At 65.6% G+C, this 26,693-nt stretch carries 24 protein-coding genes; 12 read left to right on the forward strand and 12 right to left on the reverse strand.

Annotated elements, in window-relative coordinates; all coding sequences use genetic code 11:
* Positions 1-35: 35 nt before the first annotated feature.
* A complete protein-coding gene (locus tag AC07PT_RS16785) occupies positions 36-1,016 on the reverse strand; it encodes a Bug family tripartite tricarboxylate transporter substrate binding protein (protein WP_494657412.1) in 981 nt (326 codons plus the stop codon).
* 173 nt (positions 1,017-1,189) lie between these two features.
* On the opposite strand from AC07PT_RS16785, the gene AC07PT_RS16790 reads away from it, so the two are divergent.
* Positions 1,190-1,996: an IclR family transcriptional regulator gene (locus AC07PT_RS16790; protein WP_494657413.1), complete on the forward strand. Its 807-nt coding sequence runs from the start codon at positions 1,190-1,192 to the stop codon at positions 1,994-1,996.
* 24 nt (positions 1,997-2,020) lie between these two features.
* Here AC07PT_RS16790 and AC07PT_RS16795 read toward each other — a convergent pair whose 3' ends face one another.
* Both AC07PT_RS16795 and AC07PT_RS16800 read right to left on the reverse strand, forming a co-directional pair.
* The gene (locus AC07PT_RS16795) at positions 2,021-2,575 is read right to left on the reverse strand and encodes an IPTL-CTERM sorting domain-containing protein (RefSeq protein WP_494657414.1); all 555 of its coding nucleotides are present in this window, start codon (positions 2,573-2,575) and stop codon (positions 2,021-2,023) included.
* Between the two features lie 189 nt (positions 2,576-2,764).
* Entirely contained in the window at positions 2,765-5,116 is a 2,352-nt protein-coding gene (locus tag AC07PT_RS16800) for a cytochrome P450/oxidoreductase (protein ID WP_494657415.1), read from the reverse strand.
* Between the two features lie 158 nt (positions 5,117-5,274).
* On the opposite strand from AC07PT_RS16800, the gene hmpA reads away from it, so the two are divergent.
* A complete protein-coding gene (gene hmpA / locus AC07PT_RS16805) occupies positions 5,275-6,498 on the forward strand; it encodes an NO-inducible flavohemoprotein (RefSeq protein WP_494657416.1) in 1,224 nt (407 codons plus the stop codon).
* Between the two features lie 44 nt (positions 6,499-6,542).
* Positions 6,543-6,992, forward strand: a complete 450-nt coding sequence (locus tag AC07PT_RS16810; RefSeq protein ID WP_494657418.1) for an RrF2 family transcriptional regulator — start codon at positions 6,543-6,545, stop codon at positions 6,990-6,992.
* On the opposite strand, the gene AC07PT_RS16815 is transcribed toward AC07PT_RS16810, so the two are convergent.
* The gene (locus tag AC07PT_RS16815) at positions 6,993-7,937 is read right to left on the reverse strand and encodes a bifunctional helix-turn-helix transcriptional regulator/GNAT family N-acetyltransferase (protein WP_494657419.1); all 945 of its coding nucleotides are present in this window, start codon (positions 7,935-7,937) and stop codon (positions 6,993-6,995) included.
* A gap of 74 nt (positions 7,938-8,011) precedes the next feature.
* Positions 8,012-9,592: a sensor histidine kinase gene (locus tag AC07PT_RS16820; protein WP_494657420.1), complete on the reverse strand. Its 1,581-nt coding sequence runs from the start codon at positions 9,590-9,592 to the stop codon at positions 8,012-8,014.
* 289 nt (positions 9,593-9,881) lie between these two features.
* Between AC07PT_RS16820 and AC07PT_RS16825 the strand changes: the two genes are divergently transcribed.
* The 3 genes from AC07PT_RS16825 (at position 9,882) to AC07PT_RS16835 (ending at position 12,081) form a co-directional block, all read left to right on the forward strand.
* On the forward strand, positions 9,882-10,703 hold the full coding sequence (locus AC07PT_RS16825) for a substrate-binding periplasmic protein (protein ID WP_494657421.1): 822 nt from the start codon (positions 9,882-9,884) through the stop codon (positions 10,701-10,703).
* 29 nt (positions 10,704-10,732) lie between these two features.
* On the forward strand, positions 10,733-11,593 hold the full coding sequence (locus tag AC07PT_RS16830; RefSeq protein ID WP_494657422.1) for a substrate-binding periplasmic protein: 861 nt from the start codon (positions 10,733-10,735) through the stop codon (positions 11,591-11,593).
* A 158-nt stretch (positions 11,594-11,751) separates the two neighbouring features.
* Positions 11,752-12,081, forward strand: a complete 330-nt coding sequence (locus tag AC07PT_RS16835; protein ID WP_492346542.1) for a hypothetical protein — start codon at positions 11,752-11,754, stop codon at positions 12,079-12,081.
* A 2-nt stretch (positions 12,082-12,083) separates the two neighbouring features.
* On the opposite strand, the gene AC07PT_RS16840 is transcribed toward AC07PT_RS16835, so the two are convergent.
* Entirely contained in the window at positions 12,084-14,345 is a 2,262-nt protein-coding gene (locus tag AC07PT_RS16840; RefSeq protein WP_494657423.1) for a putative bifunctional diguanylate cyclase/phosphodiesterase, read from the reverse strand.
* 142 nt (positions 14,346-14,487) lie between these two features.
* On the opposite strand from AC07PT_RS16840, the gene AC07PT_RS16845 reads away from it, so the two are divergent.
* The 5 genes from AC07PT_RS16845 to AC07PT_RS16865 all read left to right on the forward strand — a co-directional run bounded on the left by AC07PT_RS16845 (position 14,488) and on the right by AC07PT_RS16865 (position 19,999).
* Positions 14,488-15,447: a tripartite tricarboxylate transporter substrate binding protein BugE gene (locus AC07PT_RS16845; RefSeq protein WP_494657424.1), complete on the forward strand. Its 960-nt coding sequence runs from the start codon at positions 14,488-14,490 to the stop codon at positions 15,445-15,447.
* A gap of 96 nt (positions 15,448-15,543) precedes the next feature.
* A complete protein-coding gene (locus tag AC07PT_RS16850; RefSeq protein WP_494657425.1) occupies positions 15,544-17,160 on the forward strand; it encodes an EAL domain-containing protein in 1,617 nt (538 codons plus the stop codon).
* A 221-nt stretch (positions 17,161-17,381) separates the two neighbouring features.
* A complete protein-coding gene (locus AC07PT_RS16855) occupies positions 17,382-18,233 on the forward strand; it encodes an N-formylglutamate amidohydrolase (protein WP_494657426.1) in 852 nt (283 codons plus the stop codon).
* Positions 18,233-19,330, forward strand: coding sequence for an NAD(P)/FAD-dependent oxidoreductase (locus AC07PT_RS16860; protein WP_494657427.1), 1,098 nt, complete (start codon positions 18,233-18,235; stop codon positions 19,328-19,330). Before AC07PT_RS16855 ends, AC07PT_RS16860 begins: the two co-directional genes overlap by 1 nt.
* Positions 19,331-19,459: 129 nt before the next feature.
* Complete coding sequence (locus tag AC07PT_RS16865; RefSeq protein WP_494657428.1) at positions 19,460-19,999, forward strand: hypothetical protein; 540 nt, start codon at positions 19,460-19,462, stop codon at positions 19,997-19,999.
* A 1,093-nt stretch (positions 20,000-21,092) separates the two neighbouring features.
* Here AC07PT_RS16865 and AC07PT_RS16870 read toward each other — a convergent pair.
* From AC07PT_RS16870 to AC07PT_RS16895, 6 genes are all read right to left on the reverse strand, one after another.
* A complete protein-coding gene (locus tag AC07PT_RS16870) occupies positions 21,093-21,464 on the reverse strand; it encodes a hypothetical protein (protein ID WP_494657429.1) in 372 nt (123 codons plus the stop codon).
* Between the two features lie 206 nt (positions 21,465-21,670).
* On the reverse strand, positions 21,671-22,639 hold the full coding sequence (locus AC07PT_RS16875) for a recombination directionality factor (RefSeq protein ID WP_494657430.1): 969 nt from the start codon (positions 22,637-22,639) through the stop codon (positions 21,671-21,673).
* Between the two features lie 74 nt (positions 22,640-22,713).
* Positions 22,714-23,763: a YqaJ viral recombinase family nuclease gene (locus AC07PT_RS16880; RefSeq protein ID WP_494657431.1), complete on the reverse strand. Its 1,050-nt coding sequence runs from the start codon at positions 23,761-23,763 to the stop codon at positions 22,714-22,716.
* 224 nt (positions 23,764-23,987) lie between these two features.
* Positions 23,988-24,992, reverse strand: coding sequence for a DUF932 domain-containing protein (locus AC07PT_RS16885; RefSeq protein ID WP_494657432.1), 1,005 nt, complete (start codon positions 24,990-24,992; stop codon positions 23,988-23,990).
* A gap of 45 nt (positions 24,993-25,037) precedes the next feature.
* On the reverse strand, positions 25,038-25,562 hold the full coding sequence (radC, locus tag AC07PT_RS16890) for a RadC family protein (RefSeq protein WP_494657433.1): 525 nt from the start codon (positions 25,560-25,562) through the stop codon (positions 25,038-25,040).
* A 191-nt stretch (positions 25,563-25,753) separates the two neighbouring features.
* Positions 25,754-26,008, reverse strand: coding sequence for a hypothetical protein (locus tag AC07PT_RS16895; RefSeq protein ID WP_494657434.1), 255 nt, complete (start codon positions 26,006-26,008; stop codon positions 25,754-25,756).
* A gap of 278 nt (positions 26,009-26,286) precedes the next feature.
* On the opposite strand from AC07PT_RS16895, the gene AC07PT_RS16900 reads away from it, so the two are divergent.
* Positions 26,287-26,693 (forward strand): transposase (locus AC07PT_RS16900; protein WP_494657435.1); only part of this gene is annotated, 407 nt, incomplete at its 3' end.

The following is a 26,693-nucleotide window of genomic DNA, read 5'->3' on the forward strand; positions in this document are numbered from 1 at the left end:
GATGCCGGCCACAGCGCGCTGGCGGCATGGCCGGCTCAATCGAGCGAGATGCCCTGGTCCTTGATGATGCGGTGCCAGCGCACGGTTTCCTTGCGCAGCAATTCAATGTATTCGCGCGGGGTGTTGCCGACCGGTTCCACACCGAAATCGATCAGCCGCTGCTTGACCGCTGGCTGGGCGATGGCGGCCGCGATCTGTTTCTGCAGCGAGTTCACCACCTCGGTCGGGGTGCCGGCCGGGGCCACCAGGCCCACCAGGGCGGCGGCCTCGACGTTTTTCAGGCCGATTTCGGCAAAGGTGGGGACATCAGGCAGTTGCGGCAGGCGGGTGGGGTTGGCCACTGCCAGCGGGCGCACCTTGCCGGCCTTGATGAAGCCCGCGCCTGCGGCCATGTCGACCATCATGGCGGGAATCTGCCCGCCCACCAGATCGGCCAGGGCTGGCGCCGCGCCACGGTAGGGGATGTGCACCAGGTGCAGTTTGGCCTCGACCTTGAGCATTTCCATGGCCAGGTGGTGCGGGCTGCCGGCGCCGGCCGAGCCGTAGTTGACGCTGCCGGGGCGAGCCTTGGCCTTGGCAATGAAATCTTTGGCGTCCTTCGCGTCCGAGCCCGGGCCCACCACCAAGATCATCGGAAAGCGTCCCATCAGCGTCACCGGGGCCAGGTCCTTGACCGGGTCGTACGACAGCTTGGAGTACAGCGCCGGGTTGAACACCATGGTGCCGTTGTCGGCCGACAGAACGGTGTAGCCATCGGGCGCCGAGCGCACGGTCTCGACCGCCCCGATGGCGGTGTTGCCGCCGGGCTTGTTGTCGATCACCACGGTCTGGCCGCTGCTGGTCGACCAGGCCTGGCTGATGGTGCGGGCCAGAAAGTCGGAGCCACCACCGGCCGGATAGGGCACGATCCAGCGCACGGGTTTGTTCGGGTAGCTGGCCTGGGCCAGGGTGGGCGCGGCGTGAAGGCTCAGCAAAACAGGCAGGGCCAGCAGGCAGGCACGGACGAATTTTTTCAAAGGGAGGCTCCGGAAGGCGGTTTGTGGGTTATCAATGGTTAATGCGTAAGATTACTGCGCAATGCGTAACTTGCCGCTAGGGCTTTCACCAAGGCGATGGCGGGCGCGGGTCCGGGCCGGGGTCTGCCCATAATGTTGATTTGTAACGCCGCCCCTTGACCAGGAACCCCTCCATGAGCGAAGATCCCAGCCCACCCCGCACCCCCGAGCGACGCCAGCGCGTGCAATCGGCTGAAATGGGCATGGGCATCCTCAAAGCCCTGGCGCGCCTGGGCGGCACGGCCAGCCTGACGGCCGTGGCAACGGCGGTCGATGAAAGCACCGCCAAGGTGCATCGCTACCTGGCCAGCCTGATCCAGGAAGATCTGGTGGTGCAGGACAGCAGCACCCAGCACTACCGCCTGGGGCCCGAGGCGATCCAGATCGGCCTGGCAGCGATGCGCCAGAACGACCCGGTGCGGCGCAGCGAGCCCGCCCTGATCCGCCTGCGCGATGAACTGGGGGTGACCTGTTTCCTGGCCATCATGGGCAATCTGGGCCCCACCATCATGCGTTTCGAAGAGCCGCTGTTGCCCGTCACCATCAATGTGCGCGCCGGTTCGGTGTTGCCGGCCCTGTGGTCGGCCACCGGACAGGTGTTTCTGAGTACGCTGGACGACGCGGCCCAATGGCGCCGCCTGCAAGACGAACTGGCCCAGGCCAGCCCGCAGCAGCGTGCCCACCTGGGCGTGCACAGCCTGGAGCAGTTGCGTGACCAGGTGCGGGCGCAGGGCTGCGCCATCGCCCGCGATTCGCTGCTGCCGGGCATCAGCGCGGTGGCGGCGCCCATCACCGACTACAGCGGGCGGGTGGTGGCCGTGCTGACCGCTTTGGGCGCGAGCGGCGGCTTTGACCCAGGCCTGGCGGGCCCGATTGCACCGCTGGTGCTGCGCGAGGCCGCCGCCATCAGCGTGAGCCTGGGGGCGACGCAAGCACAGTGAGGGCCTGCCGGGGCGTGTGCCGCCTCAACAGCCGCCGGTGTAGGCGATCACCTGGCAGGCTTGCCCGGGTGTCAACTGTGTCACGCTGGCCTGGCACTGTGGCGCCGACAGACCTGTGTAGGCCAGTGTGTAGTCTCCGGCCTGGGTGTCGAGGGTGGTGCCCCCATTGGGCTGGATCGAGGTGATTTGCAGCGTGCTGCTGGTGGTGTTGGTCAGAGCACCGGAGGTTTGTCCACATCGAAAGGCATCGCTCGGCGTGGTGCCCAGGCCGCTCCAGGTGTCGGCGGCGTTCACACCAGAGTCGTAGACCAAGGTTCCGCCCGCGGCGTTGCTGAAAGAGTCGCGTACCAGAGCCCAAGCGGAGGCACCCAGCCCGCTCGCCAGCATGGCCACCAAGGCGCCGCTGCACAAGCCGACCGCCAGCATGCGCTGCCCGGTTCCGCGCCCCCTCATGCCCCAGGCCCCGGCCGCCGCAGCCAGAACCGACAACCCGACAGTCGCCGCCGTGCCCAAGGTGGGGACGGCGTTGGTGGCTGCATTGGTCGCTATGGCGCTGTAGACGATCGTGATACCTGGCATGGATGCTCCCCGAGGTGCTGGAAAAGAAAGGTGGAAAGTGTGGCTCACACAGGTCGCCGGCCCCCAAGGGGCCGGCGATAGTGCGTTTTTCTCCCTGAGCCGCTTTGCATTCTCCGAATCAAGCGTTGATAAAGCGTTGAAAGAAAAAAAGCCCTTCAACGAAGGGCCTTGGCAGGGGGGTGGAGGGGCTTAGAGTTCCAGCACCAATTGCCCGCCACAGGCGCGTGAGCAGCACACCATCATGCGGTTGTGGGCCTCGCGCTCGCCGCGGGTCAGCACCACGTCACGGTGGTCGACCTGGCCGCCCAGCACCCGCACCTCGCAAGAGCCGCACAGGCCCTCGCCACAATCGCTTTGCACATCGATGTTGGCCGCGCGCAGCACCGACAGCACGGTTTGGTCGGCCGGCACCGGCAGCGTCAGGCCCGAATCCTTCAGCACCACTTCGAAGGCGTGTTCGCGGCTCGGGTCCAGCTCAGTGGGCTGGGCGTGAAAGTGCTCGGTGTGCAGGCTGTCCTCGGGCCAGTGGGCGCCGGCCTCGGCCAGGGCCTGCAGCAAGCGCTCGGGGCCGCAGGCATACAGCTGGGTACCGGCCTGGGGGGCGCTCAGCAGGGCGCCCAGGTCCAGGCGCTGTCTCTCGTCGCTGGCATGCACGTGCAGGCGCGCGCCATGGTCGGCCACCATCTCGGCCAGGTAGGCCATGCTGGCGCGAGAACGCCCGCAGTAGTGCACCTGGTAATCGATCCCCAAGGCGGCGGCGCGCCGGGCCATGGCGCGGATCGGCGTGATGCCGATGCCCCCGGCCAGCAGGATCACGCGCTGGGCCGCTTCGTCGAACCGGAAGTGGTTGCGCGGGCCGCGGATCCGCAGGCGCTCGCCCACACGCAAGTGTTCGTGCAGCCAGGCCGAGCCGCCCCGGCTGGCGGGGTCGCGCAGCACCGCAATCTCGTAAACCGATGCATCGGCCGGGTCTCCACACAGCGAGTACTGGCGCGACAGGCCCGTGCTGCCGCAGGCCACATCGATGTGCGCGCCGGGCGTCCAACGTGGCAGAGGCTGGCCGTCCACCGAGCGCAGGCGCAGGCGCAAGGTGTCGGCGCTCAGGGGCGTGAGGCTGTCCACCAGCACCGGGCGCGCCGTGGCGTGGCGCGAGGGCTCGCCAATGCGCACAGGCTGCAGGGCCTCGTGCAGCTCGGGTCGGTGGTGTTCGGGGTTGGCGGCCGGATCCCACTCCACCCACAGGTGCTCGGGGCCGCGGAACGAGGTGTTGGCCACGTAGCTGAAGGTCTGCTCGGCCAGCCGCATGTGGGGCAGGCGGCGGGCAAACTCGTCGATGAAGATCTGCAGCTCCATGCGGGCCAGGTTCTTGCCCATGCATTGGTGGGCGCCGTAGCCGAAAGTCAGGTGCTCGCTCGCATCATCGCGCCGGATGTCGAACAGGTCGGCATCGGCAAAGCGGCGCTCGTCGTGGTTGGCTGAAGCCATCACGATCAGCAGTTTGCTGCCGGCCGGAATGTCCACCCCGCCCACCTGCACATCGCGCGTGGCCAGGCGCCGCCAGGCCGCCACCGAGCCGTTGTGGCGCAGGCACTCTTCCACCGCGCTCGGGATCAGGCTGCGGTCTTCGCACAACTCGCGCCAGGCGCTGGGGTGCTGCAGCAGCAGCTTCAGGGCGTTGGCGGTGGCGTTGGCGGTGGTCTCATGGGCCGCCACGATGCCTGCCATCATCATCGAGTGCAGGTAAGAGTCGGTCACCACATCGGGGTACTCAGCCTGCTTGCGGATGCCGTATTTCATCCAGCCCGGCCCGCTGGGGTCTTGCCGCATCTTGTCCAGGATCTTGCCGGCCAGTTGCCAGAAATTGCCCACCGCATGGGCCACCTTCACCTGCTCTTCAGGGCGCGGGCGGCCCCAGGTGTTCACGGTGTGGGCGATCGAGTACTGGCGCAACTGGTCCATGTCCTCCTCGGGCACGCCCAGAAAGTGCAGGGCGATGGTCAGCGGCACCTCCCACAGCATCTGATCGACCAGATCGGCGCGCCCATCGTTGACGAAGCGGTCGATGTACTCGCGCGTCACGCGGCGCACCAGCGGCTCATGGTGCTTCAAGGCCTCGGGTGTGAAGGGCTCCATCAGCACACGGCGGCGTGCCATGTGGGCGGGCTCGTCTTCGTTCACCAGGGTGCGGTTCATGGCATAGCCGTACTGGGCCAGCACCGCGTTGGCTTCGTCACCCGTGGGGGTGATCTTTTCCAGCGCGATCGACGGGCTGAAGGTCAGGTTGTCGCGGAACACCGCCTTGATGTCGTCGTAGCGCGTCACCACCCAGTAGCCCAGTTGCGGGCTGTAGAACACCGGCTCTTGCTCGCGGGCCCAGCGCACGTACTCGGGCGGGTCCTGCTGGTAGCCGTCTGAAAACGGGTCGAAGGCCGCGGCGGCGGGGCTCACCGGGCAGCCGGTGGGCGAGCGCTGGCCCGTCAGCGCGGCATGGTCTATGGGGCAGCGGGCGGCGGGGGCCGGGGTGTCTTGGGGGGTGGTCATGGCGCCGTGGGTATTTTGAATAGCGTAACTATAGTCCGCAATGCGTAATTTCAAAAAAGGTGGAAACCCTGAGACGCAGTGCCCTCAGATCGCTTGGGGTCATCTTCAACGTGAGCATTTGAAGGTATAAAATAAATGCATCTTAAAAAGGAAGCCCCATGCTCGACAGCCAGACCCGCGCCCTCGTCAAAGCCACCGCCCCCGTGCTCAAGGAGCACGGCGTGGCCCTGACCCGTCACTTCTATGCCCGCATGTTCGAGCACAACCCTGAGCTGAAGGCCATCTTCAACCAGGGCCACCAGCGCTCGGGCGCCCAGCAACAGGCCCTGGCCATGGCCGTGGCGGCCTATGCCGAACACATCGACAACCCGGGGGTGCTGGCACCGGTGCTGCAGCTGATTGCGCACAAGCACGTCAGCCTGGGCATTCGCCGCGAGCACTACGCCATCGTCGGCAAGCACCTGTTGGCCTCGATCCGCGAGGTGCTGGGGGCCGAAGCCGCCACCGATGAATTGATCGCTGCCTGGGCGGCCGCCTACGGGCAACTGGCCGATCTGCTGATCGGCATGGAAGAGGGCCTGTACCAGGCCGCGGCCACCCAGGCCGGCGGCTGGACGGGCTGGCGCGGCTTTCGTGTGCAACGCAAGGTGGCCGAGAGCGAAGAGATCACCTCTTTCTACCTGGTGCCTGCCGACGGTGGCCCGGTGCCGGGCTTCCAGCCGGGCCAGTATGTGAGCGTGCGCGTGCCCGTGCCTGAGCTGGGCCTGCATCAGCCGCGCCAGTACAGCCTGTCGGCCGCGCCGGGCGAGCAGGCCCTGCGCATTTCGGTCAAGCGCGAAGCCGGGCAGGGCGCTGCGGCCATCGCCCCGGCCGGCATGGTCTCGAACGTGCTGCACAGCCAGGTGCAAGAGGGTGACCTGATCGACGTGGCCCCGCCCATGGGCGATTTCGTGTTGGACACCCAGGCCGAGGCGCCTGCCGTGTTGATCAGTGCCGGCGTGGGCATCACCCCCATGATGGCCATGCTGGAGCACTTGGTGCAGCGCGCCCCGCAGCGCCCCGTGCACTTCTTGCATGCGGCCCGCCACGGTGGCGCCCACGCCTTTGGCGCCCGGGTGCGTGAACTGGCAGGCCGTCATCGGGCCCTCAAGGCCCGCATCCACTACGAACACCCACGGGCCCAGGATCAATTGGGCCAGCACTACGATCAGGCGGGCCGCATCGAGCTGTCGGCCGAACAGGTCAACGCCCTGGGCACCGGCTCGCAGTTCTACCTGTGCGGCCCGCGCGGCTTCATGCAGGCGCAACGCCAGGCCCTGCAGGCCGCGGGCGTGCCCGATGCACACATCCACGCCGAGGCCTTCGGCACGGGTGGCGTTTGAGTGAAAGGCGTTATGCTGCGGTGATCTGAGCCCTCAGCCACACCATGCAGCTCACGCACTTCACCGACCTGGGTCTGCGCGTTCTGATGTACCTCACACATCAGAAGCGCGACACGCCCGCCACCATCTCCGAAATTGCCGAGCAGTTTGCCGTGTCGCGCCACCACCTGGTCAAGGTGGTGCACTTCATGGGGCAGAACCAATGGCTGGCCACCACCCGGGGCAAGGGCGGGGGCCTGGCCCTGGCCCGGCCGCTGCTTGAGTACCGACTGGGCGACGTGATCCAGAGCCTGGAGGGCGTCACCCAGATGATCGATTGCGCCGACCCGCCTTGCGCCCTGGCCGGGCGTTGCCAGCTCAAGGGCATGCTCGACCAGGCCCAGCAGGCCTTTTTTGCCAGCCTCAATCAATACACCCTGGCCGACATGGTGGCCGCGCCCACGGGCGAGGCCATCGTGCGCTTGGTGGCGCGCTCGGTCTCGGCCGCGGCCTGATCAAAGATCCCGCGCCCACACCTGGCCCACCAGGTCTTTGCCAAAGCTTTGGTGCTTGTCCTCTTCGATCAGCTCGAAGCCGGCGGCTTGGTAGATGCGGCGGGCCGACACCAGGATGTCGTTGGTCCACAGCACCATGCGGCGGTAGCCTTGGGCCCGCGCAAAGTGCAGGCATTCGTCTACCAGGCGGCGGCCCAGGCCCAGGCCGCGGGCACTGGCATCCACGTACAGCATGCGCAGCTTGGCGGTGTGTTCGTCTTGTTGCACCACGAACACCGAGCCCACCACCTCGCCCTCGCTCTCGGCAATCCAGCAGCGCTCGCGTTGGGGGTCGAAGGTCTTCACATACTGGCCCACGATCTCGGCCAGCAGGCCCTCAAAGGTCCAGTCCCAGCCATATTCATGCGCGTACAACTCGGCCTGCTTCTGGATCACGGCGCCCAAGTCGCCTGGGCGCGGGTCGCGCAGGATGAAGGCCTTGGGGGCTGCCTGGGCGTCACCCAACAGGCGCCGCACCTGGGCCATGGCGCCCACCAGGCGGGTTTGATCGGACTCGCTCAGCGGCTGCAGCAGGGCCGCCACCTCGGCGGCAGACGCCGCCTCCAGCTCGGCAAACACGCGACGGCCTTCGTCGGTCAGGCGCAGGGCCAGGCGTTTGCCATGGTCGGGCGAGGCCTCTCGCTGCACCAGGCCGCGCTCTTCCAGGCTGTTGATGAGCCGGCTCAGGTAACCCGGGTCCATGCCCAGATCACGCCCCAACTGCGCCGCCGAGGCCGGCGCCTGCGCGGGCGCGTGGGCCATCTCGTACAGCAGGCGCAGCTGCGGCAGGCTGTAGTCCGAGTGCAGCACCCGATCCCCGAGTGCGCCCACCAGGCGTGTGTGAAAGCGGTTGAACTGGCGCACCGCCACGATGCGGTCTGGAAGGATGTCTGGGTGGCTGGTCATGGTTTTGATGCTTAAGGCATGACCATGTTGCCAAAAGCAACATATTGAGTCAAGCCCGTGCGATGCGGATCTGCTCAGATCTGGCTGGCGGGCGCGTCGGGCTCGCCCTCGGCCCGCGGCGGGGCGGTCAGGGGCAGTCGAAAGCTGAAACACGTGCCCTGGCCCCGTTGTGAACTCACCTCCACCTGCCCACCCAGCAGGCCAGAAACCAGGCCATAGACAATGCTCAGGCCCAGCCCCGAGCCGCCCTGGCCCAGGCGCGTGGTGAAGAACGGGTCAAAGATCCGGGCCAGGTTCTCAGGGGCCACGCCGGCCCCGTCATCGCTCACCTTGAGCAGCACCTCTGCGCCGTCTTGCCGGGCCCACAGGGTCAGCAGGCCGCCGCGTTCGCCAAAGGCGTGGATCATGGCGTTTTCATACAGGTTGCTCACGATCTGGCTGATCGCACCCGGGTGGCTTTCCATGCGGATGCCGGCGGGTATGTCGATGGCGTAGCGGGCCGGCCCATGCTTGTGCACCACCGAGATCGTGGTCATCGTCTCGCTCACCAGCTCGCGCAGATCAAAGCTGCGCCGGCGCAGGCTGGTCTGGTCCACCGCCATCTGCTTGAAATCCTGCACCAGTTCGGCCGCCCGGTTCAAGCTGCCCAAGGCGATGGCCAGGCCTTCGTCCAGGTGGCCTACAAACTGATCGAGCTGGGCACGCGTCAGGCCCTTGGCCAGGTCGCTCTTGAATGCGCGGCTTTGGTCGGCTATGGTGCTCAGCACCAGCACGCCGTTGCCGATGGGGGTATTGAGCTCATGGGCCACCCCGGCCACCAGGGCGCCCAGCGAGGCCAGTTTCTCGGTCTGTACCAGCCGCTCCTGGGTCTGACGCAGGTGGTCCATGGCGCCTTGCAGCTCGGCGTGGGCCTGGCGCACCTCGGCGGTGCGGTTGTTCACGCGCTCTTCCAGCTTTTCAACCGAATGGCCCAGAGAGGCCCGCATGAAGTCGAGTTGCTGGGCCAGCACCCCGAACTCGTCAGGCCGCAACGCCGGCAAGGCCGTCTGCAAATCACCGGCCGAAATCCTGGCCGCGCTGTTGCCCAGCCGGGACAGGGGGCGCAGCACCCGCCGGTGCAGCCACAGCCCGATCAGCAGCGACGAGGCCACCAGCTGGCAGCCCACCACCCCGGCCAGCACCCAGGCCGAGTTCCAGACCTCGTCCCGGGCCAAGGTAGTGGCATAGGACAGGCTGACCTCGCCCAGGTGTTCACCCTCCTTGTCGATGCTGCGGCTGATCTCGATCCGGCTGCCCCGACTGGGTTGGGTGCGGCTAAACGACAGCAGCGACCCACCATCGGCATCACGCACCTCGACCGATACGATCGAGGCATCGGCCACCACGGCGTTCACCAGAGGGCGGCCGGTATCGATCGCCACGTTCCACAGTGGCAGCACCAGGCCGGCCTTGAGGAGATCGGCAAATTGTTCGGCCCGGGCCCGCGCGTTCACGTCCACGGCTTTTTGCAGATTCAGGTCGAGCAGGATCAGCGTGGCCAGCGCGGCCGGAATCAGCAAGGCCAGCAGCAGCACCACGAACAAGGGGCGGCGCAGGCTTTTGTGGGGGGCGGCGGCAGGGGGCCGGGCCGGGTCCAGGGGGGGCCGATCATTCATGACCAGTTGGGCCTGACCGGCGCGCGCGGATGCCCCCCACCGTGGGGTGCCAGTGCGGGACCAGGGGCTGTAGAAGACACATCGGCAAATTGTTGCCCCCAGGCCCGGTGCGGTCAATCGGTGTTGCCAGGGGCCGTTCCGCAGAGATGACGTCGATCAAACGGGCTCGCCTTGGCGTTTGCCCCTGCTTGTCAAATGCGCCGTGGCGGCGTTGAATGAACACACCATCGGATGCCCATTGCCACCGCATGGGCCCGGGCAGATCCTGTCAGACACACCCGACCCCGCCATGAACTTCATCGCGACTTCTCTGGCACTGCTGCTTTTGCTGGGCGGCACAGGCAGGGCTGCAAATGTGGCCGCGAATGAGGTCGCGACAGCCACTTCAAACGCAGCCGCAACAAGCCCTTCGACGACACGCTGGGTGCTGCGCACGGCGGCTCAGGAGGGCTCGGCCCCCAAATACCTGCTCGGCTCCAGTGCGGCGGCGGGGCGCGGCCTGTGCCCCGATATCCTTCGGGCCATCGAGGGGGTTGAGCCCGATATCCACTTCGAGGTCGACCTCAAACCCACCCCCCTTCGGCGCATCGAGAAATCCCTTCAAGAGGGGCGGCTGGACGTGCTTTGTGCCTTGCTCGAAACCCCCAGGCGCCACCAGATCGCCCACCGTCTCTCCACCCCGGTGTACGCCGTGCGCGAACGGCTGGTGGCTTTGCGCGACGACGCGTTCAGCCCCACAGGCTTCGACGACCTGGCCCGCTCTGGCGGGCTGGTGGCCACCCAGGCCGGCGCCAGTTATGCCGACAAGCTGCGCCAGCATGGCGTGGCCGTCGACGAAACCGACACGGTGACGGCCTTGCGCAACATCGTGCGGCATCGGGTGCGCTACTACTACGGCAACGAACTCACCTGCGTCTACTACATCAGGGCAGGGCAGATGAGCCCTGAATTGCGCCTGGTGCCTGGGGTGATGGGCGAAACGCCCAGCCACTTCTGGGCCGGTCGGCACCTCGAGCCCGCCCTGGTCAAGCGTCTGGATGGGGCCCTGGTCAAACTCAAGCGCAACGGCACCCTGGAGCGCATCTACAACCGCTATGCCGAGATGAATTGAAGGGGCCGCTTTCTGACAAGGGGGACCACATGAAAAACCATCAGACCCAGCCGCAACCCGGTGTACGGCCCGGTGCTCACCACCTCACCAGGGGCCGGCCCCCGTGGGTGCTGGCGCTGGCCTGGCTGCTTGCCCCGGCCCTGCTCGTGCCGGCCCAGGCGGCCTGCACCCGCGTGCGCATCGGCGCCGACCCGGCCTACCCTCCCTTGCACTGGTACGACGGCCACCAGATGCTGGGTGCCAGCGTCGACATTGCCAGGCGCGTGCTCGACGAACTGCACATGGCCTACGAGATCCGCTACCAGGGGCCCTTCACCCGCATCATGAAACTGGCCGAGCGTGGCGAGATCGACATGGTGGCCACGCTCAAGAAAACCCCCGAGCGTGAGGAGTTTCTGCTGTTCCCCAAGGCGGTGGCGCTGTCCAACCCGGTGGCGGTGTTCCAGGCCCGCGACCGCGCCTTCGCCTTTCACGCGCGACAAGACCTGGTCGGTCACCGCGGCGGCATCACCCGCGGCAACCGCTTCGGGGCCGATGTGGACGACTTCGCCAAGGCATCGCTCGACATCGAAGAGGCCGACACCCCGGAAAGCAATTTCAACAAGCTCAAGGTCGGGCGCATCGATTACTTTCTCACCGGCTACTTTGTCGGCATGGCCTACCTGCTCAAGCGCAGCGACGAAAGCAGCTTCGTGGTGCCGTCAACCTACCTGGCCGACACCCCCAACTACCTGGCGCTCACGCTGAAGGGGGCGTGTGCTGACAAACTGGAGGCCATCGACGCCAAGCTGGCGCAGCTCAAAAAAAGCGGCGTACTCGACGAGATCATCAAGGCCAACTTGGCGCGCTGGCGGTCCAGCTCGCTTGCGCGTGAGAGCGCCTCGCCCTGAACCCGCCCCAAATGGCCCGACGCTGCCCAGGGGGGAGGGGGCGCGCCGCCACCGCCGTCTTTACATCGCCGCTACAACGTCGTCGTCAACAAGGCCCGGCCATGTGCCGTTGTCATCCTCGGGAGCCGTCTGAAACCCAACCCTTCGAGGAGCAACGCATGTCAAACAAATCCCTGGTCACCGTCTTGTCCCTGTTCGTTCTCTGCGGCGCTGCCGCAGCCCAGACACCCGCTCAGAGCTGGAAAGCCAGCCACCCGCGGCGGGCCGAGGTCAATGCCCGCCTGGATCGCCAGAATGCGCGCATCCACCATGAGGTCAAGAGCGGCGAAATCACCCCCCAGCAGGCCTCAGCACTGCACCACGAAGACCACCAGATCCGGCAGGAAGAGCGCGTGATGGCTTCGCAAAACGGCGGGCACATCACCAAGGCCGAACAGCACGCCCTCAACCAGCAGGAAAACGCCGTCAGCAAGCAGATCGGCAAGTAAGCTCAGCCGGGCCCCTCGTGAGCCGGGCCCAGGCGGCCCGCCAGCGCCAGCGGTTCGAACACGCTCAACGGCACGGGCCGGCTGAACAGAAACCCCTGGTAGGCGTGGCAGCCGATCTGTTGCAAAAACCGCTGCTGAGCCATCGTCTCAACGCCTTCGGCAATCACGGGCAGACCCAGGCTCTGGGCCAGGGTGACGATGGTCTTGGCAATCGCGGCATCGTGTGCGTCATGCAGCAGGTCACGCACAAACGATTGGTCGATCTTCAGCTGGTTCAGCGGCAGGCGCTTCAGGTAGGTCAGTGACGAGTAGCCGGTGCCGAAATCATCCAGCGAGAACCCGATGCCATGCCCTTGCAGCGTCTGCATGGTGGCAATGATCTCGTCCACGTCGTGCACCAGCAGGCTCTCGGTCAGTTCCAGCTTGAGGCGACGCGGGTCGGCCCCGGTGTGCTGCACCACCTCCAGCACCATGGCCACAAACCCGGGGTCGCGAAACTGCCTGGCGCTCATGTTCACGGCCAGGCTCAACTGACCCAGGCCCGGGCGGCCGGCCCAGCGGGCCAACTGCTCGCAGGCGGCCTGCAGCACCCAGCGCCCCAGTGGCACGATCAGCCCGGTGTCCTCCGCCAGGCCGATGAATTCGTCGGGCGGCACCAGCCCCCGTTCGGGGTGCTGCCAGCGCACCAGCACCTCGGCACTGAGCAGTTCGCTGTCGCTGTTCACCTGGGGCTGGAAATGCAGCACCAGCTGATGGTGCTCCAAGGCCTGGCGCAGGTCGTTCTCGACTTCCGCGCGGTGCTTCACCACCGCTTCCATGGCCGGATCAAAAAAGCGCACGGCCTGCCGCCCGGCATCCTTGGCACGGTACATGGCCAGGTCGGCCTGCTTCATCAGCTCGTCCATCGAGGTGCCCTGGCCCAGGAACAGCGTGGCCCCCAGGCTGGCACTGCTGTGGTGCACGAAGCCCCTCAGGGTGTAAGCCCGCGTCAGCGATCGCAGCAGGCGCTCGGCAATCGCCTCGGTGGCGCTGGCCGCATCGCGCGGTGTCTCGCCCAGCCCGCCCAGCACCATCACAAACTCGTCGCCACCGATGCGCGCCACCGTGTCATCGGGGTGCACCCCTTGCCGCAGTCGGTCGGCCACCTGTTGCAGCAGCAGGTCACCCATGTCGTGGCCCTGGGTGTCGTTCAAGGTCTTGAAGTGGTCCAGGTCGATGAACAGCAGCGCAGCGTACAGGCCGGTGCGCTGGCTGACGGCCTGGGTCTGGCGCAGCCGGTCCAGCAGCAGCACGCGGTTGGGCAGGCCGGTGAGCTGGTCAAAGAAAGCCAGGTTGTTGATCTGCGCCGCCGAGCGCTGGTGCTCGGTGTCGGCGACCTGCAACTGACGCTGCATTTCGGCCAGCCAGCCCAGCACGCTGTGCTGCAACGCAGGCGCCACAGCGATGGGTTCCGCGAAATCGCCCCGTCCCAGCCGTTCGATCTGGCGGTGAATCTCCTCCAGCTTGCCGCCCAGTGTGTGGTGCAGCGCCCGGTAGGTCTGCCAAAGCGTCATGGCCAGCAGCAGGCCCACCCCTGCAAACACCCACCGCACCACCACGGCATATTGTGCGGCGTTCTGCACCGCCGCCGTGGTGCGCAGTTCCACCATCTGCTGAAACTCGGCGATCGGTCGCATGATGCCTGCCTTGGCCTCGTGGTAGGCCGTGTCATGCAGCATGGCGATGGCGCGCAGGCGGCGCGCGCCCGCATCGCCGCCGGAGGCTTCGATCAGCGCCATCGCCGCAAACTCGGTGCCGGTCAATGCGTCCGAGTGGGCCTTGGCTTCGGCCAGCTTGGCGAACTCGGCCTGCGTGAAGTGGGCCTGCTCCATCAGCGTCAGCAGTGGCACGGCCGCACCTGAAGGCCGCGGCCGGGGGCCATCACCCTGAACCAGGTCCCAGTACACATTGCGGTAGTCGAGCGGGCGGGGGCTCTGACCATCGCGGATGGCCAGAATCTCCAGGTAGTATTTTTGGTAAACCAGATTGCCCGTGGCCACGTAGGTGCGCACCATGCGGGTCAGGTCGTCCGACGATTGCCGCAACTCGGTGGCCAGCCCCAGTGACTGCAGGCGCTCTTCGTTGGCCTGGTCGATCGCCTTCTCGGCCCGCACGTAGTAAGCAAACAGCCCCATGAAAAGCAGCGCCATCACCACCGTGGTCCACAAGGACTGGTGGAGTCGGGTCAAGGCGGGGTGGCCCGTGGCAGCAGGACGTGGGTTCATGGCGCGGAAGTAACAGAATGTAGCAAGAATGCGGCCCGCTTCTGAAGATCGGGCGCCATGGCCTGTCACGCGGCATACTCATCTGGCTCGCATTTTGCGTAAGGCCTGTCACTGACAGCCCTCATCAAGGATTCCGCCTCCCATGCAACGACGTCATCTGCTCACCTTGGCCGCCGCGGCTGCCGCCAGCCAGGCCCCTGCCTTTGCCGACACCCGGCCGCTTCGTCTGGTTGTGCCTTTCCCGCCCGGTGGGGCCACCGACATCACGGGGCGCGCCATCAGCGAGCCTTTGGCCCGCCTGCTGGGCCAAGCCGTGGTGGTCGACAACAAAGGGGGGGCAGGGGGCTCGATCGGCATGGCCGAAGTGGCCCGTGCTGCCCCGGATGGGCTCACCCTGGCGGTGGCCACCGTGTCCACCCACGGGGTCAACCCTGCGGTCTACAAGAAGCTGCCTTACGACCCCCTCAAAGACTTCGCCCCGGTCACCGAACTGGTCAAGGCGCCAGGGGTGCTGGTGGTCAATGCCGGCCTGCCTGTCAAAGACTACGCCGAGTTCCTGCGCTACCTCAAGGCCAACCCAGGCAAGCTTTCTTACGCCACCCCAGGCACGGGCACCATCGGCCACATGTGGGGTGAGTTGTTCAAGAGTGCCACTGGCACCTTCATGCTGCACATCCCCTACCGCGGGGCCGGCCCCGCGCTCAATGACGTGGTGGGCGGGCAGGTGATGGTTTACTTTGACCAGGTGGCCGCCTCGCTGCCCCACATCCAGTCGGGCAAGCTGCGTGCGCTGGCCGTGTCCTGGAACAAGCGCCTGGAGGTGCTGCCCAATGTGCCCACCTATGGCGAGTTGGGCCTCAACGTGTGCAACGAGCCCTCCTGGTTCGGCCTGGTGGCCCCGGCGGGCACGCCCAAGGCCGCCATCGTGCGCGTGCAAGAGGCCGTGGTGCGGGCGCTGAAAGAGCCCGCCGTGCGCGAGCGTCTCGCCGCCCAGGGCCTGTTTGCCACCGGTACCAGCCCTGAAGAGTTCGGGGCCGAGATCAAGTCCGAGATCGAGAAGATGCAGCGCGTCAGCGCCTACGCCAAGATCACGCTGGATTGACCATGGCGCCCTTGGCGTCCGGGTTTTCACCCTTTGGGGTACCCGGAGGCACGTTGTGCTCTCTCCTATACTGCGGGACTCCCTATCCGCCTCAACATGACCCTCTCCCCTGCCAGGCGCAGCCTGCTTGTCCCCGTGTGCCGATGGTTGGGGCGCCATGCGGCCCTGGTCGGCTGGTTGGGGGGCGGCCTGCTGGCCTGTGCCGTGGCCGCTCTGATCGCCTGGGGTGCCTTGCAGGTTCGGGTGCAGACCATTGACCAGGGCCACGCCAAAGTGCTGCAACGCATGCACGTCCTGCAAGACAACGTGCGGCACATGCTGGACGTGCTCAACGCGTCACACAGTGCTGAATGCACGCCCGACAACCTCAGCCTGTTGCGGGTGCTGCTGCTCAAGAACCGCGACGTGCGCCAGATCGGCCTGCTGGACGACCAGGGCCGCCTGTACTGCAGCACGGTCTCGGGTCTGCTGCCCCAGCCCTGGCCGCGCAGCACCCAAGGGATCGATGGGTCGGTGGGGCGTTACCTGTTGAACACGCCGCTGCGGGCGTACTCGCCCCTGGCGCCGGCCGAGTTGTGTGGCACCGTGATCGAGCGGGGGCGTTTTCAAGTGGTGATCGACGACAACCCCACTCAGGAGGTGTTCGCCCAGTACGCCGACGGCGTGTGGGCCGGCAACATCCACCAGCGGCGCCGGGCCTATGTGGGGGCGCGCGGCACTCAGACCGACGCCATGGCTTCGCTGGACACCCCGCACCTCAGCTTCGATTGGCCACAACGGGTGTGGCGGGTGACCAACTCCGTGCCCGGGGTCAGTCCGGTCTCGGTGCAATCCGTGCTGGGCCTGGGGGACCTGCTGCAGCGACACCCCTGGATGGCGGCCGGCTATGTGGTGCTTTGCATCGTGCTGGGCTGGTTGGCCGGCGCGGCGCTGGTTCGAATGGGCCGTTACCTCAGCTCGATGCAGTTCCTCATTCGCCACCTTTGCCAGCCGGCCAACGTGGTATGTCACTACCAGCCGATTCTTGAGCTGGGCACGGGCCGCGTGATGGGCTGCGAGGTGCTGGCCCGGCTGCAAGACGGCCAGAATCTGCTGTACCCTGATCAATTCATCCCGGCGCTCACCCAGCAGCAACTGGGCTGGCGCTTTGATGCGGCCGTCAGCCGCCACGCCTTGCTTGAGTTGGGCGCGGCACTGCCGCCCCAGACCCACTTTTCGGTGGCGCTCAATTTCTTTCCGCAAAACCTGCGCCGCGACCTGATCCTGCCCCACCTGAAGGCGGCGCAGCACGACAGCGGGCGCACCGACCTGCGCATCGAACTGGAGGTCACCGAGTACGACTTCTCCAGCGCCCTGGTGCCCGAGCTGGCTCGCCTCAAGGCCGATGGCTTTGCCATCTCGATCGACGACTTCGGCACCGGCTACTCCAATCTGGGCATCGTCAAGCGCGTGGCGCCTGACTACCTGAAGATCGACAAGTCCTTTGTCTTCGAGATGGCCGACGCCACCATCCGGTCCACCCTGATCCCCGAGATCATTGCCATCGCCAAAGCCATCGGCAGCGAGGTGATCGCCGAGGGCATTGAAACCGACCTGCAGGCCCGGCAACTGCTGGAGATGGGGGCACGCTATGGGCAGGGCTACCACTTTGCCCGGCCCATGACGCTCGATGACTTTTTGCGCTACCTGGCGCAAGGGCCTCACGCGGCCTGACGCGGCCTGACCCCGCCGTGCGGGCTGCTGGATATCCCCGCCTTTTCTGGACAAGCCTGTGGACAAGCCGTGTGCCGAGGCAGGAGCACTGCGTCAAGTGCTTGATTTGCAAAGGCAATTGTTACGCTGCTTAAATAGTGAGCAGTAGCCCCTGGCCGCGGCCCGCTGCCTCTGTATCTCCCCCAATGGGCAAGGCCTTCAGCCTGCGAGACAATCCAGGCATGACTGCAGACCTGATCCGTACCCTGGAGGGCACCACCGCATTGGTGCTCGATTCGCCTCACAGCGGCACTTTCTACCCGGACGACTTTCAGCACGCCGTGCCTCTGCCCATCCTGCGGCAGGCCGAAGACACCCATGTCGAGAAGCTGTACGACTTCGCTCCGGGCCTCGGCGTGGCCTGGGTCGAGGCCCTGTTTCCGCGCAGCTACCTCGATGCCAACCGTGACACCACCGAGATCGACACCACCCTGTTCGACACGCCTTGGCCCGGCCCGGTGGCCACCGACCCCAAGGTGCTCAGCAAGGTGCGCCTGGGCAAAGGCCTGATCTGGCGCAGCACCGATGGCGGCGAGCCCATCTACCAACGCCGCCTGAGCGTGGGCGAGGTGCAAGACCGCATCGAGCGCTGCTGGGTGCCCTACCACGCGGCCGTGGCCCAGGCCATCGACGCCGCCCACGCGCGCCATGGCTACAGCCTTCACATCAATTGCCACTCCATGCCCGCCGTGGCCTCCAGCCACGCCACCGAGTTCCCGGGCGAGGCCCACGCCGACTTCGTGGTGGGCAACCGCGACCACAGCACCAGCAGCCCCGCGCTGGCCGAACTGATCTGCGAACACCTGCGTGCGCTGGGCTACAGCGTGGCCCTGAACCACCCCTACAAGGGCGTGGAGCTGGTGCGCCGCTACAGCCACCCCAGCAGCCATCGCCACAGCCTTCAACTGGAGATCAACCGCAAGCTCTACATGGACGAGACCACCCTGGCCCCGACCGCGGGCTTTGGCGAGTTGCGCGGCCATCTGCAAGGCCTGGTGCAGCGCCTGTTGACGGTCGACCCCCGGGCCCTGTGATGGAGGCCGTCGACTGCGTTGTGATCGGGGCCGGTGTGGTGGGGCTGGCCGTGGCGCGTGCCCTGGCCCTGCAAGGGCGCGAGGTGCTGGTGCTGGAAAGCGCCGAAACCTTTGGCACCGGCACCAGCGCACGCAACAGCGAGGTCATCCACGCCGGCATCTATTACCCGCAGGGCTCGCTCAAGGCCCAACTTTGCGTGCGCGGGCGTGAGCTGCTGTACGCCTATTGCCAGCAGCGCGGCATCGCCCACCAACGCTGCGGCAAGCTGCTGGTAGCCACCCAGCCCGAACAACTCGGTCAGTTGCAGGGCATTGTCGACAAGGCGGCCGCCAATGGCGTCACCGACCTGGCCTGGCTCAGCCGTGAGCAGGCCCAGGCCCTGGAGCCGCGCCTGCAGTGCCTGGCGGCACTGCACTCGCCCAGCACCGGCATCATCGACAGCCACGGCCTGATGCTGGCCCTGCTGGGTGATCTTGAAAACGCAGGCGGCACCCTGGCCGTGCAGTCGGCCCTGCAAAGTGCCCAGGTCACGCCGCAAGGGCTGCTGCTGCAGGCGGCCGACGGCACCACCCTGTGTGCCCGCAGCGTGGTCAATGCCGCCGGCCTGGCCGCCCCCGATCTGGCGCGCCGCTTTGCCGGGCTTGACGCGGCCCATGTGCCCCAGGCCTATTACGCCAAGGGCAACTATTTCACCTTGGCCGGGCGCGCGCCCTTCAGCCGCCTGATCTACCCCGTGCCCCAGGCCGCCGGCCTGGGGGTGCACCTCACGCTCGACCTGGGTGGGCAGGCCAAGTTCGGCCCCGATGTGCAGTGGGTCGATTCACCCGACGACCTGGTGGTCGACCCCGCCCGGGGCGACGCCTTTTATGCCGAGGTGCGCCAGTACTGGCCCGAGCTGCCCGACGGCGCCCTGCAACCGGGCTATGCCGGCATGCGCCCCAAGATCGCGCCCCCGGGCCAGCCCGCACCCGACTTCGTCATCCAGGGGCCTGCCGTGCATGGGGTGCCTGGCCTGGTCAACCTGTTCGGCATCGAGTCACCCGGCCTGACCAGCTCCCTGGCCATCGGCGAGCGGGTGGCCAGCCTGCTGGGCTAGACCCGTTGGGCGATACCGGTGGGGCGACACCCGTTGCGCGACACCGGTCGTGCGACACCGGCTTGCCGGGGCAGGGGGCGGTGCAGCGCGTAAGATGCAGCGCTTTCCCTGTTTGCCCTGGCTTTTGTTTTGTCCCTCTCTGACCCGCACGACCCCGACCTCCAAGACCCCGACGCCCCCGATGACACTCCGGTGGTAAAAGAGCCCCGTCTGTGGGCTGACAACGGCTGGACGGCCCGCGTCATCAAAAACGACGACGACGACGGCTGGGCCGTCGCGATGTACAAAGACCGCGAACCCGAGCCCGCCCTGGTTGGCCCCTGGACCATGGGGCGCGACAAGAAAAACCCCAAGCCGCTCGACACCAACGCCTTCAACACCCTGGTCAAGACCGCCAGCGAGGTGCTGCGCCGCCACGAACAGCAGCTGCGCGCCCAACTGCACAAAAGTGTGGACCTGAACCTGGGCGACGCCCGCTGGCAGGTCACCCTCGACATCGTGCCCGACGAGTTCGAGCCCTACGCCACCCTGGCCGCCTACGCCCACCCCGATCTGCCCCCCTACAGCGAGCCCGTGGCCCAGCGCCGCGTGCGCCCCGACTTCAAGCTGAATCAGCGCAGCGCCAGCGCCTGGGTGGAGGGCGAGTTTGGGCCTGTGGCAGGGGGGTGAGGGGTGCGGGGGGCCCTGGCCTTGTGACCACTTGCGATCGTGATCCGACAACTGGCGGGATGCTTGCACAAACTGAGCACTCATTGCCGTTCTCGCCATGACCACCCTTGCAAATGCAAGGCCTACCCGCACCAGCACTGACCGCATTGACAGACTGAGCCAGGTGGCCGAACTCATCGCCGAGAAAATTCCCGCATGCAGTGTGGACAAGCATGCGTTGTCGCGGGTTTTGCAAGAAGTGTTAGACGCTCGTGACGACAAGGGGCGATCTCCTCGACGCCAAATTTGATTGCATATTTTCGAGGTCAACGAACGCTCGACCTACGGCCTTTCAAACGCGCCAGAAGAACGTTTGCCGTCCACAGAGTAGGCCGCTCAACTGATGAAGAAAGACCGCCCTCATGTGGCGATGCATCGTCGATGCTGGTGAGCTCGAGGGTGCTTCAACCACCCCGTCATTCTGCCGCGCGCTTACAAAACGAACGCAAAAAAACTTGATCCCTCGACCCCGACCCAGCCTCAGCCAGGTCGGGAGTGATGCCATCAAGCAGTCGCTGGGCTGTGGACTCCAACCCACCGCAAGATCCCCACAGCCACCTGAGCGCCATCGATACAGCGCCATTCCAGTGCCCCCGGACCCTCCCTATCGAGGCCATCCACCCTGGCGCTGTAAGCACTCCCCCAAGGCAAGCCCTGCGAGACATCCAACAGCAACAGCGCGGTGACCACCCCTTGGGGCCGGGTGCGGTCCCGCTCCACCCCCGTCACCAGAGCCCACCAGCTGAAATACCCATCTCCCAGTTGAACCAGGGCCAGGCCTCCACTCAGAATCAGGCGCTCGATCAGCCCCGCATCGGAAGCCCGCCAGCCATCGTGTGGCTGTGCATGTCCTGCCAGCGGCCAAACCCCCAAAATCCCCCCGGCTACCGCCGAGCACCAGGCCAGACCTCCATCCCGGCGAGCCTTCGGCGCCCGGACCTCCCTGAACCCTGGGCCGCATCGGCCCGAAGGCCGGGCCAGGTACTGCAACTCCCCCTCAAACCGCAGCCCCCGAACAAACAGTTGCTCGATCTGAGGTGGCTTGGGGTAGGTGTCAGTAGTCATCAGGCACCAGCACCGTCGTCACCGACCGGTCTGCCTCCGTGATCACCCACACCTTCTCGGATCTTGGCTGCCCGTCCACCACCCGCTTGAGCGTGTAGACCGACAGGATGCGCATTTGGAGGATCAGCGCGCGTCGATTCATCTCAGCATCATCCCCATCGACATCCCCCCAATCCCCGCGCACGTGCCGGGCCAGCAGTCGCAGCGGTGAGAACCGAAACACCTGCAGCATGTCCATGGCCGCTGGTGTCGCAACAATCCTCCCCAAAGCAAACAAGGGCGCCTCATTGGAGCGCCCTTGCTGATGGTTTGTCGTGCCCGCGGCCTTCCGCGTGACCGTGTCGTTGATCTCAATATCCATGTTCATTCCCATTCAGTGATTTGAAGGTTGATCCCCCACAGATCTGCCGTCCGGACACGGCTACGCCTCGCCAAGAGCGATGCCAGCCATACCGGTGGTCGAACAAATGTGGGGACGTAAAAAAGGAGAAGGGCGCCCTCGCAACCGCGAAGCGCCCCCTGTGGTTTGACGCAGGCCTTGCACCTGCCGTCGTTGGCCGCTCTGGCTCAGTGCCGCAGCAGCGCTGCCTTCGCTTCCAGCTTGCTGCCCAGCGTGGGCCGTGTTTGCCTTTCCTGATTGGCTGGGTCGACCTGATCAGACTCCGTCGGTGAAGTCGCGTCACCCCCTGTCACTGGGTAAAACTCTTCCACCAGCGCGGTCCCGTCTTCAGCCGACTCCTCAAACGCCCCCAGAGCCAGTCCAGCCTTGGCTGCCGCATCGAGCGCCGCCTGGTCAAACCCGGCGTCCTCCCGCTCAGCCCAAGTCGCCTTGGTTTGGGCAATGGCCTCCAGCAGCGTCATCCCACCCCGGACCGTGAGGTCCACGTAAAAGATCGCAGCCCGGTGAGATTGCGTCGTCGACTTGCCCCGAAGCCGAAGCTCCAGGGGCATGGCCGACAACTTGCCTCCCGTGATCGCCTGGAAGTACTGAAGCCGAGCCGCCAGTGCCCGGATGCTGTTGAACCCCGTGGTCCGGAACACAAAGCTGCCCAGTTCATCGGTCTGGTCGTCGCAGTCCACGTCGATGCGCACATTGAGACGCCCATAGGGCTTGCACCCCTGGTCGACTCCCAACTGGCACCCCTCCGGTGATGCGCATTCCAGCGTCTGGATCCCTGTCGAGGTGGACCGCCGGCAGGTCTCTCCATTGCCCACACACAGCGGCCTTCCGGTCTTGCGATCGAACAGGCTGTAGTTGGCGCGCAGGCTCAGGTCCGGATCGTCAAACAGCAGCCGCACCGGAATGCTGCGCAACTTGGCGTGAGCGTTGGAACTGGCGTTTCCGTTCGCCGGTTCAACTGATTTGCGCAGTTCCGCATCCACCGGATGGTTCACCCAGCTCCCCCGGGTCTGCACCTGGGAGGTGATGGTGAACTCGTCATCCTTCTCGGGCACGCGCTTGCCCGACTTCTCCACCACGCGCCCGATGGAGATCCGCCCCAGCACCGGGGGCGTCAAAGCCAAACCTTTGAGCATGATTTTTTCCCTATCCTATGAATTGAAGCGAGACCGCCGTTGATCAGGCAGACCTCGCGTGGGTTGGAAGTGATTCAGGTGTTGGAACTGACCAGGAAGCGACGGCTTCCCGGTTTGGACACCTGGTACTGGGCCAGCAGTTCAGGATGAGCAGCACCCAGACGCTCTTCATCCAAAGCCAAGCCGTCCTTGGACCGCTTGAAACTCACCACCCCAGACTCGAACAAGACCTTGGACGCATCCCCCATGCGTTGAACAATGGCTTGCTTCAACTGGGCTTCGCGCTCGCCTTGGGCCTTCAGGGCAGCGCGCACAGCGACCAGGTCGGAGAACACCGACTCCATCACCAGGTCCCCGCGAAGATCGAGCGTCTGACCCGCATCCCTTGGGTACAGAGCACGCAACGCCTCGTTGGATGACTCAGATCCGTCAGCCGCTGGTGCGGTGTCTGTGTCGACGAAGCGTTTGAATGCGTGCTCCAACTCCACCAGCTGGCGGATCATGGCCTCGTCACGCGCCACCCGATGCACCTGAAGCTCCTGGCCACAAATGAGCACCGCCACATCGACGGCCTGCTTGCCTGTGACCGCGAGCTGGTGCATCACCTGCAATTGAACGTACTCCGGCACCCCGTCACGCCAAAGGCGCTCCCCGTGGTACCCAGCCGTCTTGCACTCCAGGATCTGCACATCAGGACAACCAACCACCTCCCGGTCGATGTTGGCCAACATCCAGGGGTGATCGGCATGCTGCAGAACCGCATTCACCTTGCGAACCCGGTTGCCGGTGCGCTTGGTGTAGTGGGCCGCCACAATGGGCTCCAGCAAGGTGCCCCAGTACAGCGGAGAGGTTTCCGACTCATCGACCGCCGGCAGCAAGTGCCCGCGACCGGTCTTGATCATCCAGAGCTCAAGCTGAGATTGGTAGGGGTTGAGCCCCACCGCCGCAGCAGCATCGGAACTGCCGATCCCACCCCGACGAACCTCCAGCCATTGCTCACGGGTCAGGCCTTGGGTCTTGACCAGGCGCAGGGCAGGGCGGGGGCGCGAGGAACCAGAAACGGAAGTCGAAACAGAGGCGGAAGAAGCCGGCGAAGCGCCTGCCGAAGAAATGGCGTGTGCCATGAGAAATCCTTTCGAATGGGTTGAACAAGAAACCTGACCCCAACAAAGCTCTCACCCACCAAAGCAAAAGCCCCGCGCCATCCATCCAGGGTGGGCGGGGCTTATGCCGTAGGGTGGGGGTGAAGAGCGATGGCTGGGAGGGAGGACAGGAAACCGAAGTGGTAAGAAACAAGGAACAGGCGTAAGACCATTCCTACGCATAGACGTATGCCTAGGCGCAGGGGTCAAGCGACCAACTGCAGCGCCTGATCCAATGCGCGCTGCTTGAGGTTGGCCCCCTGGCCGAACCAGGCACTGTCGAGCCGGTACTCCTGAGACCGGGCCCGGCGCTCGTGGTCCACGAACTCGGTCACGGCATTCAGCAGGCCCCAGGCCGTGCCTTGTGCTGACGACAGTTCCGCCCCGCGGCCTTGCCCGTCATACAGCGCTTGCACCTTCTTCAAGGCCCGCTCATTGACCAGCTTGGCCGCAGGATCGAGGTGGCCCTGATGTCCCGGATAGCCGTGATGGCCGTCCATGCCCGAAGGCAGGCAAATCACCTTGAGGAAGTAATTCATCGCTTCGTGGGTCTTCACCTTCCTCTCGGCCAGGGTCTTCATGCGGTACATGAAGCTGTCCCAGTTGGACACGGCAATGCCCAACTGCTTCTTCACCGCTTGGGCATCGAAGGCAGTCGAGTGCGGCACCCGGATGGCACTGGTTGCACCGTTCAGGGCAATCGTCAGGGTGTTATGACACACCACCCGGATCGTGGTCGGCGTGGCCGTGGTGGCCAAGGTCCCGTCGCACGACGTTGCCAACAGTAGGTAGCCATTGACCACATCGGTGCCCTTCAAGGCCGTGGTCTTGCCCGTCTTGGCCAGAGCCCAGAACTTGCGGCCCTCCTTCAGAACACCGGCTGTCTCCAGCTCGAACCCGGACACCTCGGTCAGGTCCCGGTAGAACTCCAGCACCTCCTTGGGTTGAACCACCTGGTAGCGGCCACCCACGACAGACAAAGCCGTCTTGGTGTCACTGCGGTACAGCACCTTCTGATCCTCGAAGGTCTGGATGGCACCCAGACCACCGGCTTCACCGGCCATGAAGCGAACCGGGGTCTCGCAGATCTTCCAGTCCATGCCCGCTTGCTGGGCCCAGACATCGATGGATTGGCGAGCGGGCAGGGCGTTGCCCAGGGAATGCCAGGGCGTCTCGCCCCCATAGGCCATGGATTGCATCAAATGAGCCATGAGAAATCTCCTGAAAAACGAAGAAATGAGGAAACCGGAAGAAACTCAAATCAGCCCGCGCTCGGCCAAGCTGACCAGGCCGCTGCGGGTGACGATGAAGTGATCCAGGACACGTACATCCACCAAGGACAGGGCGGACTGCAATGTCTTGGTGAGGGTGATGTCGGCGGTAGACGGATCCGGTGAGCCGCTTGGGTGGTTGTGAGCCAGGATCACGGCGTTGGCCTGACGGGCCAGGGCTTCGATCACCACCTCTCGGGGGTAAACCGAGGTCTGGGTCAAGGAACCCCGGAACATCTCCAGGGCATCAATGACCTGGTTCTGGGCATCCAGGAACACGACCGTGAACACCTCGTGCGGCCGGTCAGCCAGCAGCACCTGCAGAAAATCCCGAACGGCACAGGGGCCGCTCAGGAAGTAGCTTTGCCGCACCGAACGCTCCAGATGGGCCAGTGCTTCCTGAACCACAGGGGCTCGGCAATAGCCGGCCAGGCCAGAGCAGACCACCGTCGAGTCCGAGGCAGAACGGGGGGCAGCAGCGGAGCCACCTGAAGAACACAAACAAGTCATGAAAACCTCCTTGGCCCAGGGCCGAAGCAGTGCGAGACAAAGAAAGGGAAGACGCCCCAAGCTGTCCCCACCCCAGACGGCATAAGGCCCCGGGTACCCAGAGGTACGCGGGGCCAACAGCAGAGAGGAGTGGGAGGGAAGCCCGCCGCCTGAAAGGCGGAGCTGGTAGGGGGCAGGGCAGCGAACGCGTGTCAGTAACTTCGGCTGATGCTGAAGCGGTGACCGCAGTCCAGGCAGCGGCGGTTGTGCAGCAGGTGCTCGTCGATGGCTTCACCCAGACGGGCGCCCACGGCACAGCCGGTGGTGGCACCGACCAGTGCGCCCAGGATCAATTGACCCAGAGGGCTGGAGGGCGAGTTGGAATCTGCCAGGGCCGGCACATCCCAACCAGAACCACCTGAGGCGACTGCACCCAGACCGACAGAGCCGGCTGCGACACCGGCCATGAGGCCAACGGCGCAACCGGTCTTGCGACCCCAGGCGAGTTCGGTGGTTTGTTCGCTTTGGCAGCGAGGGCATTCAGCTCGCATGGCCGGCGTGGGGGCAATGAGGATTGGTGGAGCAACGGGTGCTGGCTTGCGACATGCGTTGAACGGCCATTGCCGTGAGTGCGCCCAGGGCGAACACCACAACGAAGGCGGACAGGCAGTCCATGGGTAAGCGGCCAGTCCTCCCATCTTGCCCCCCATTTCAGAGCTCCCGAAGATGCCCATTTCACTTCTAAATGGACATTCTCATGGGTGCAATCAAAGGCGGTACACGTCGTAAACACAGCGACGAATTCAAGGCCCATGTGATGGCGGCGTGCCGTCAACCTGGGGCCTCGGTGGCGGGCGTGGCCAGGATTCATCAACTCAACGCCAATCTGGTCAGCATTTGGCTGCGGCAGGCTAAAGATCGCCTCGCGCAGCCCCACGGTGTTACTGATATGGCCACCGATGTCAGCCCCCGCCCGGTGGCGGTTGGTGCCCAGCAGTTCGTGGCATTACACATGGCGGCCGAGTCGGGCAGTGGGCGTTCCGATACAGCTTCGCCAGACCAAGACATCCGCGTCGAGTGGCATCGGGGCGATGCCAAAGTCACGGTGTCATGGCCCTGCTCAGCCGCAGGTGACTGCGCGGCCTGGCTCAA

The sequence above is a fragment of the Curvibacter sp. GW821-FHT09D12 genome (genome assembly GCF_059416245.1).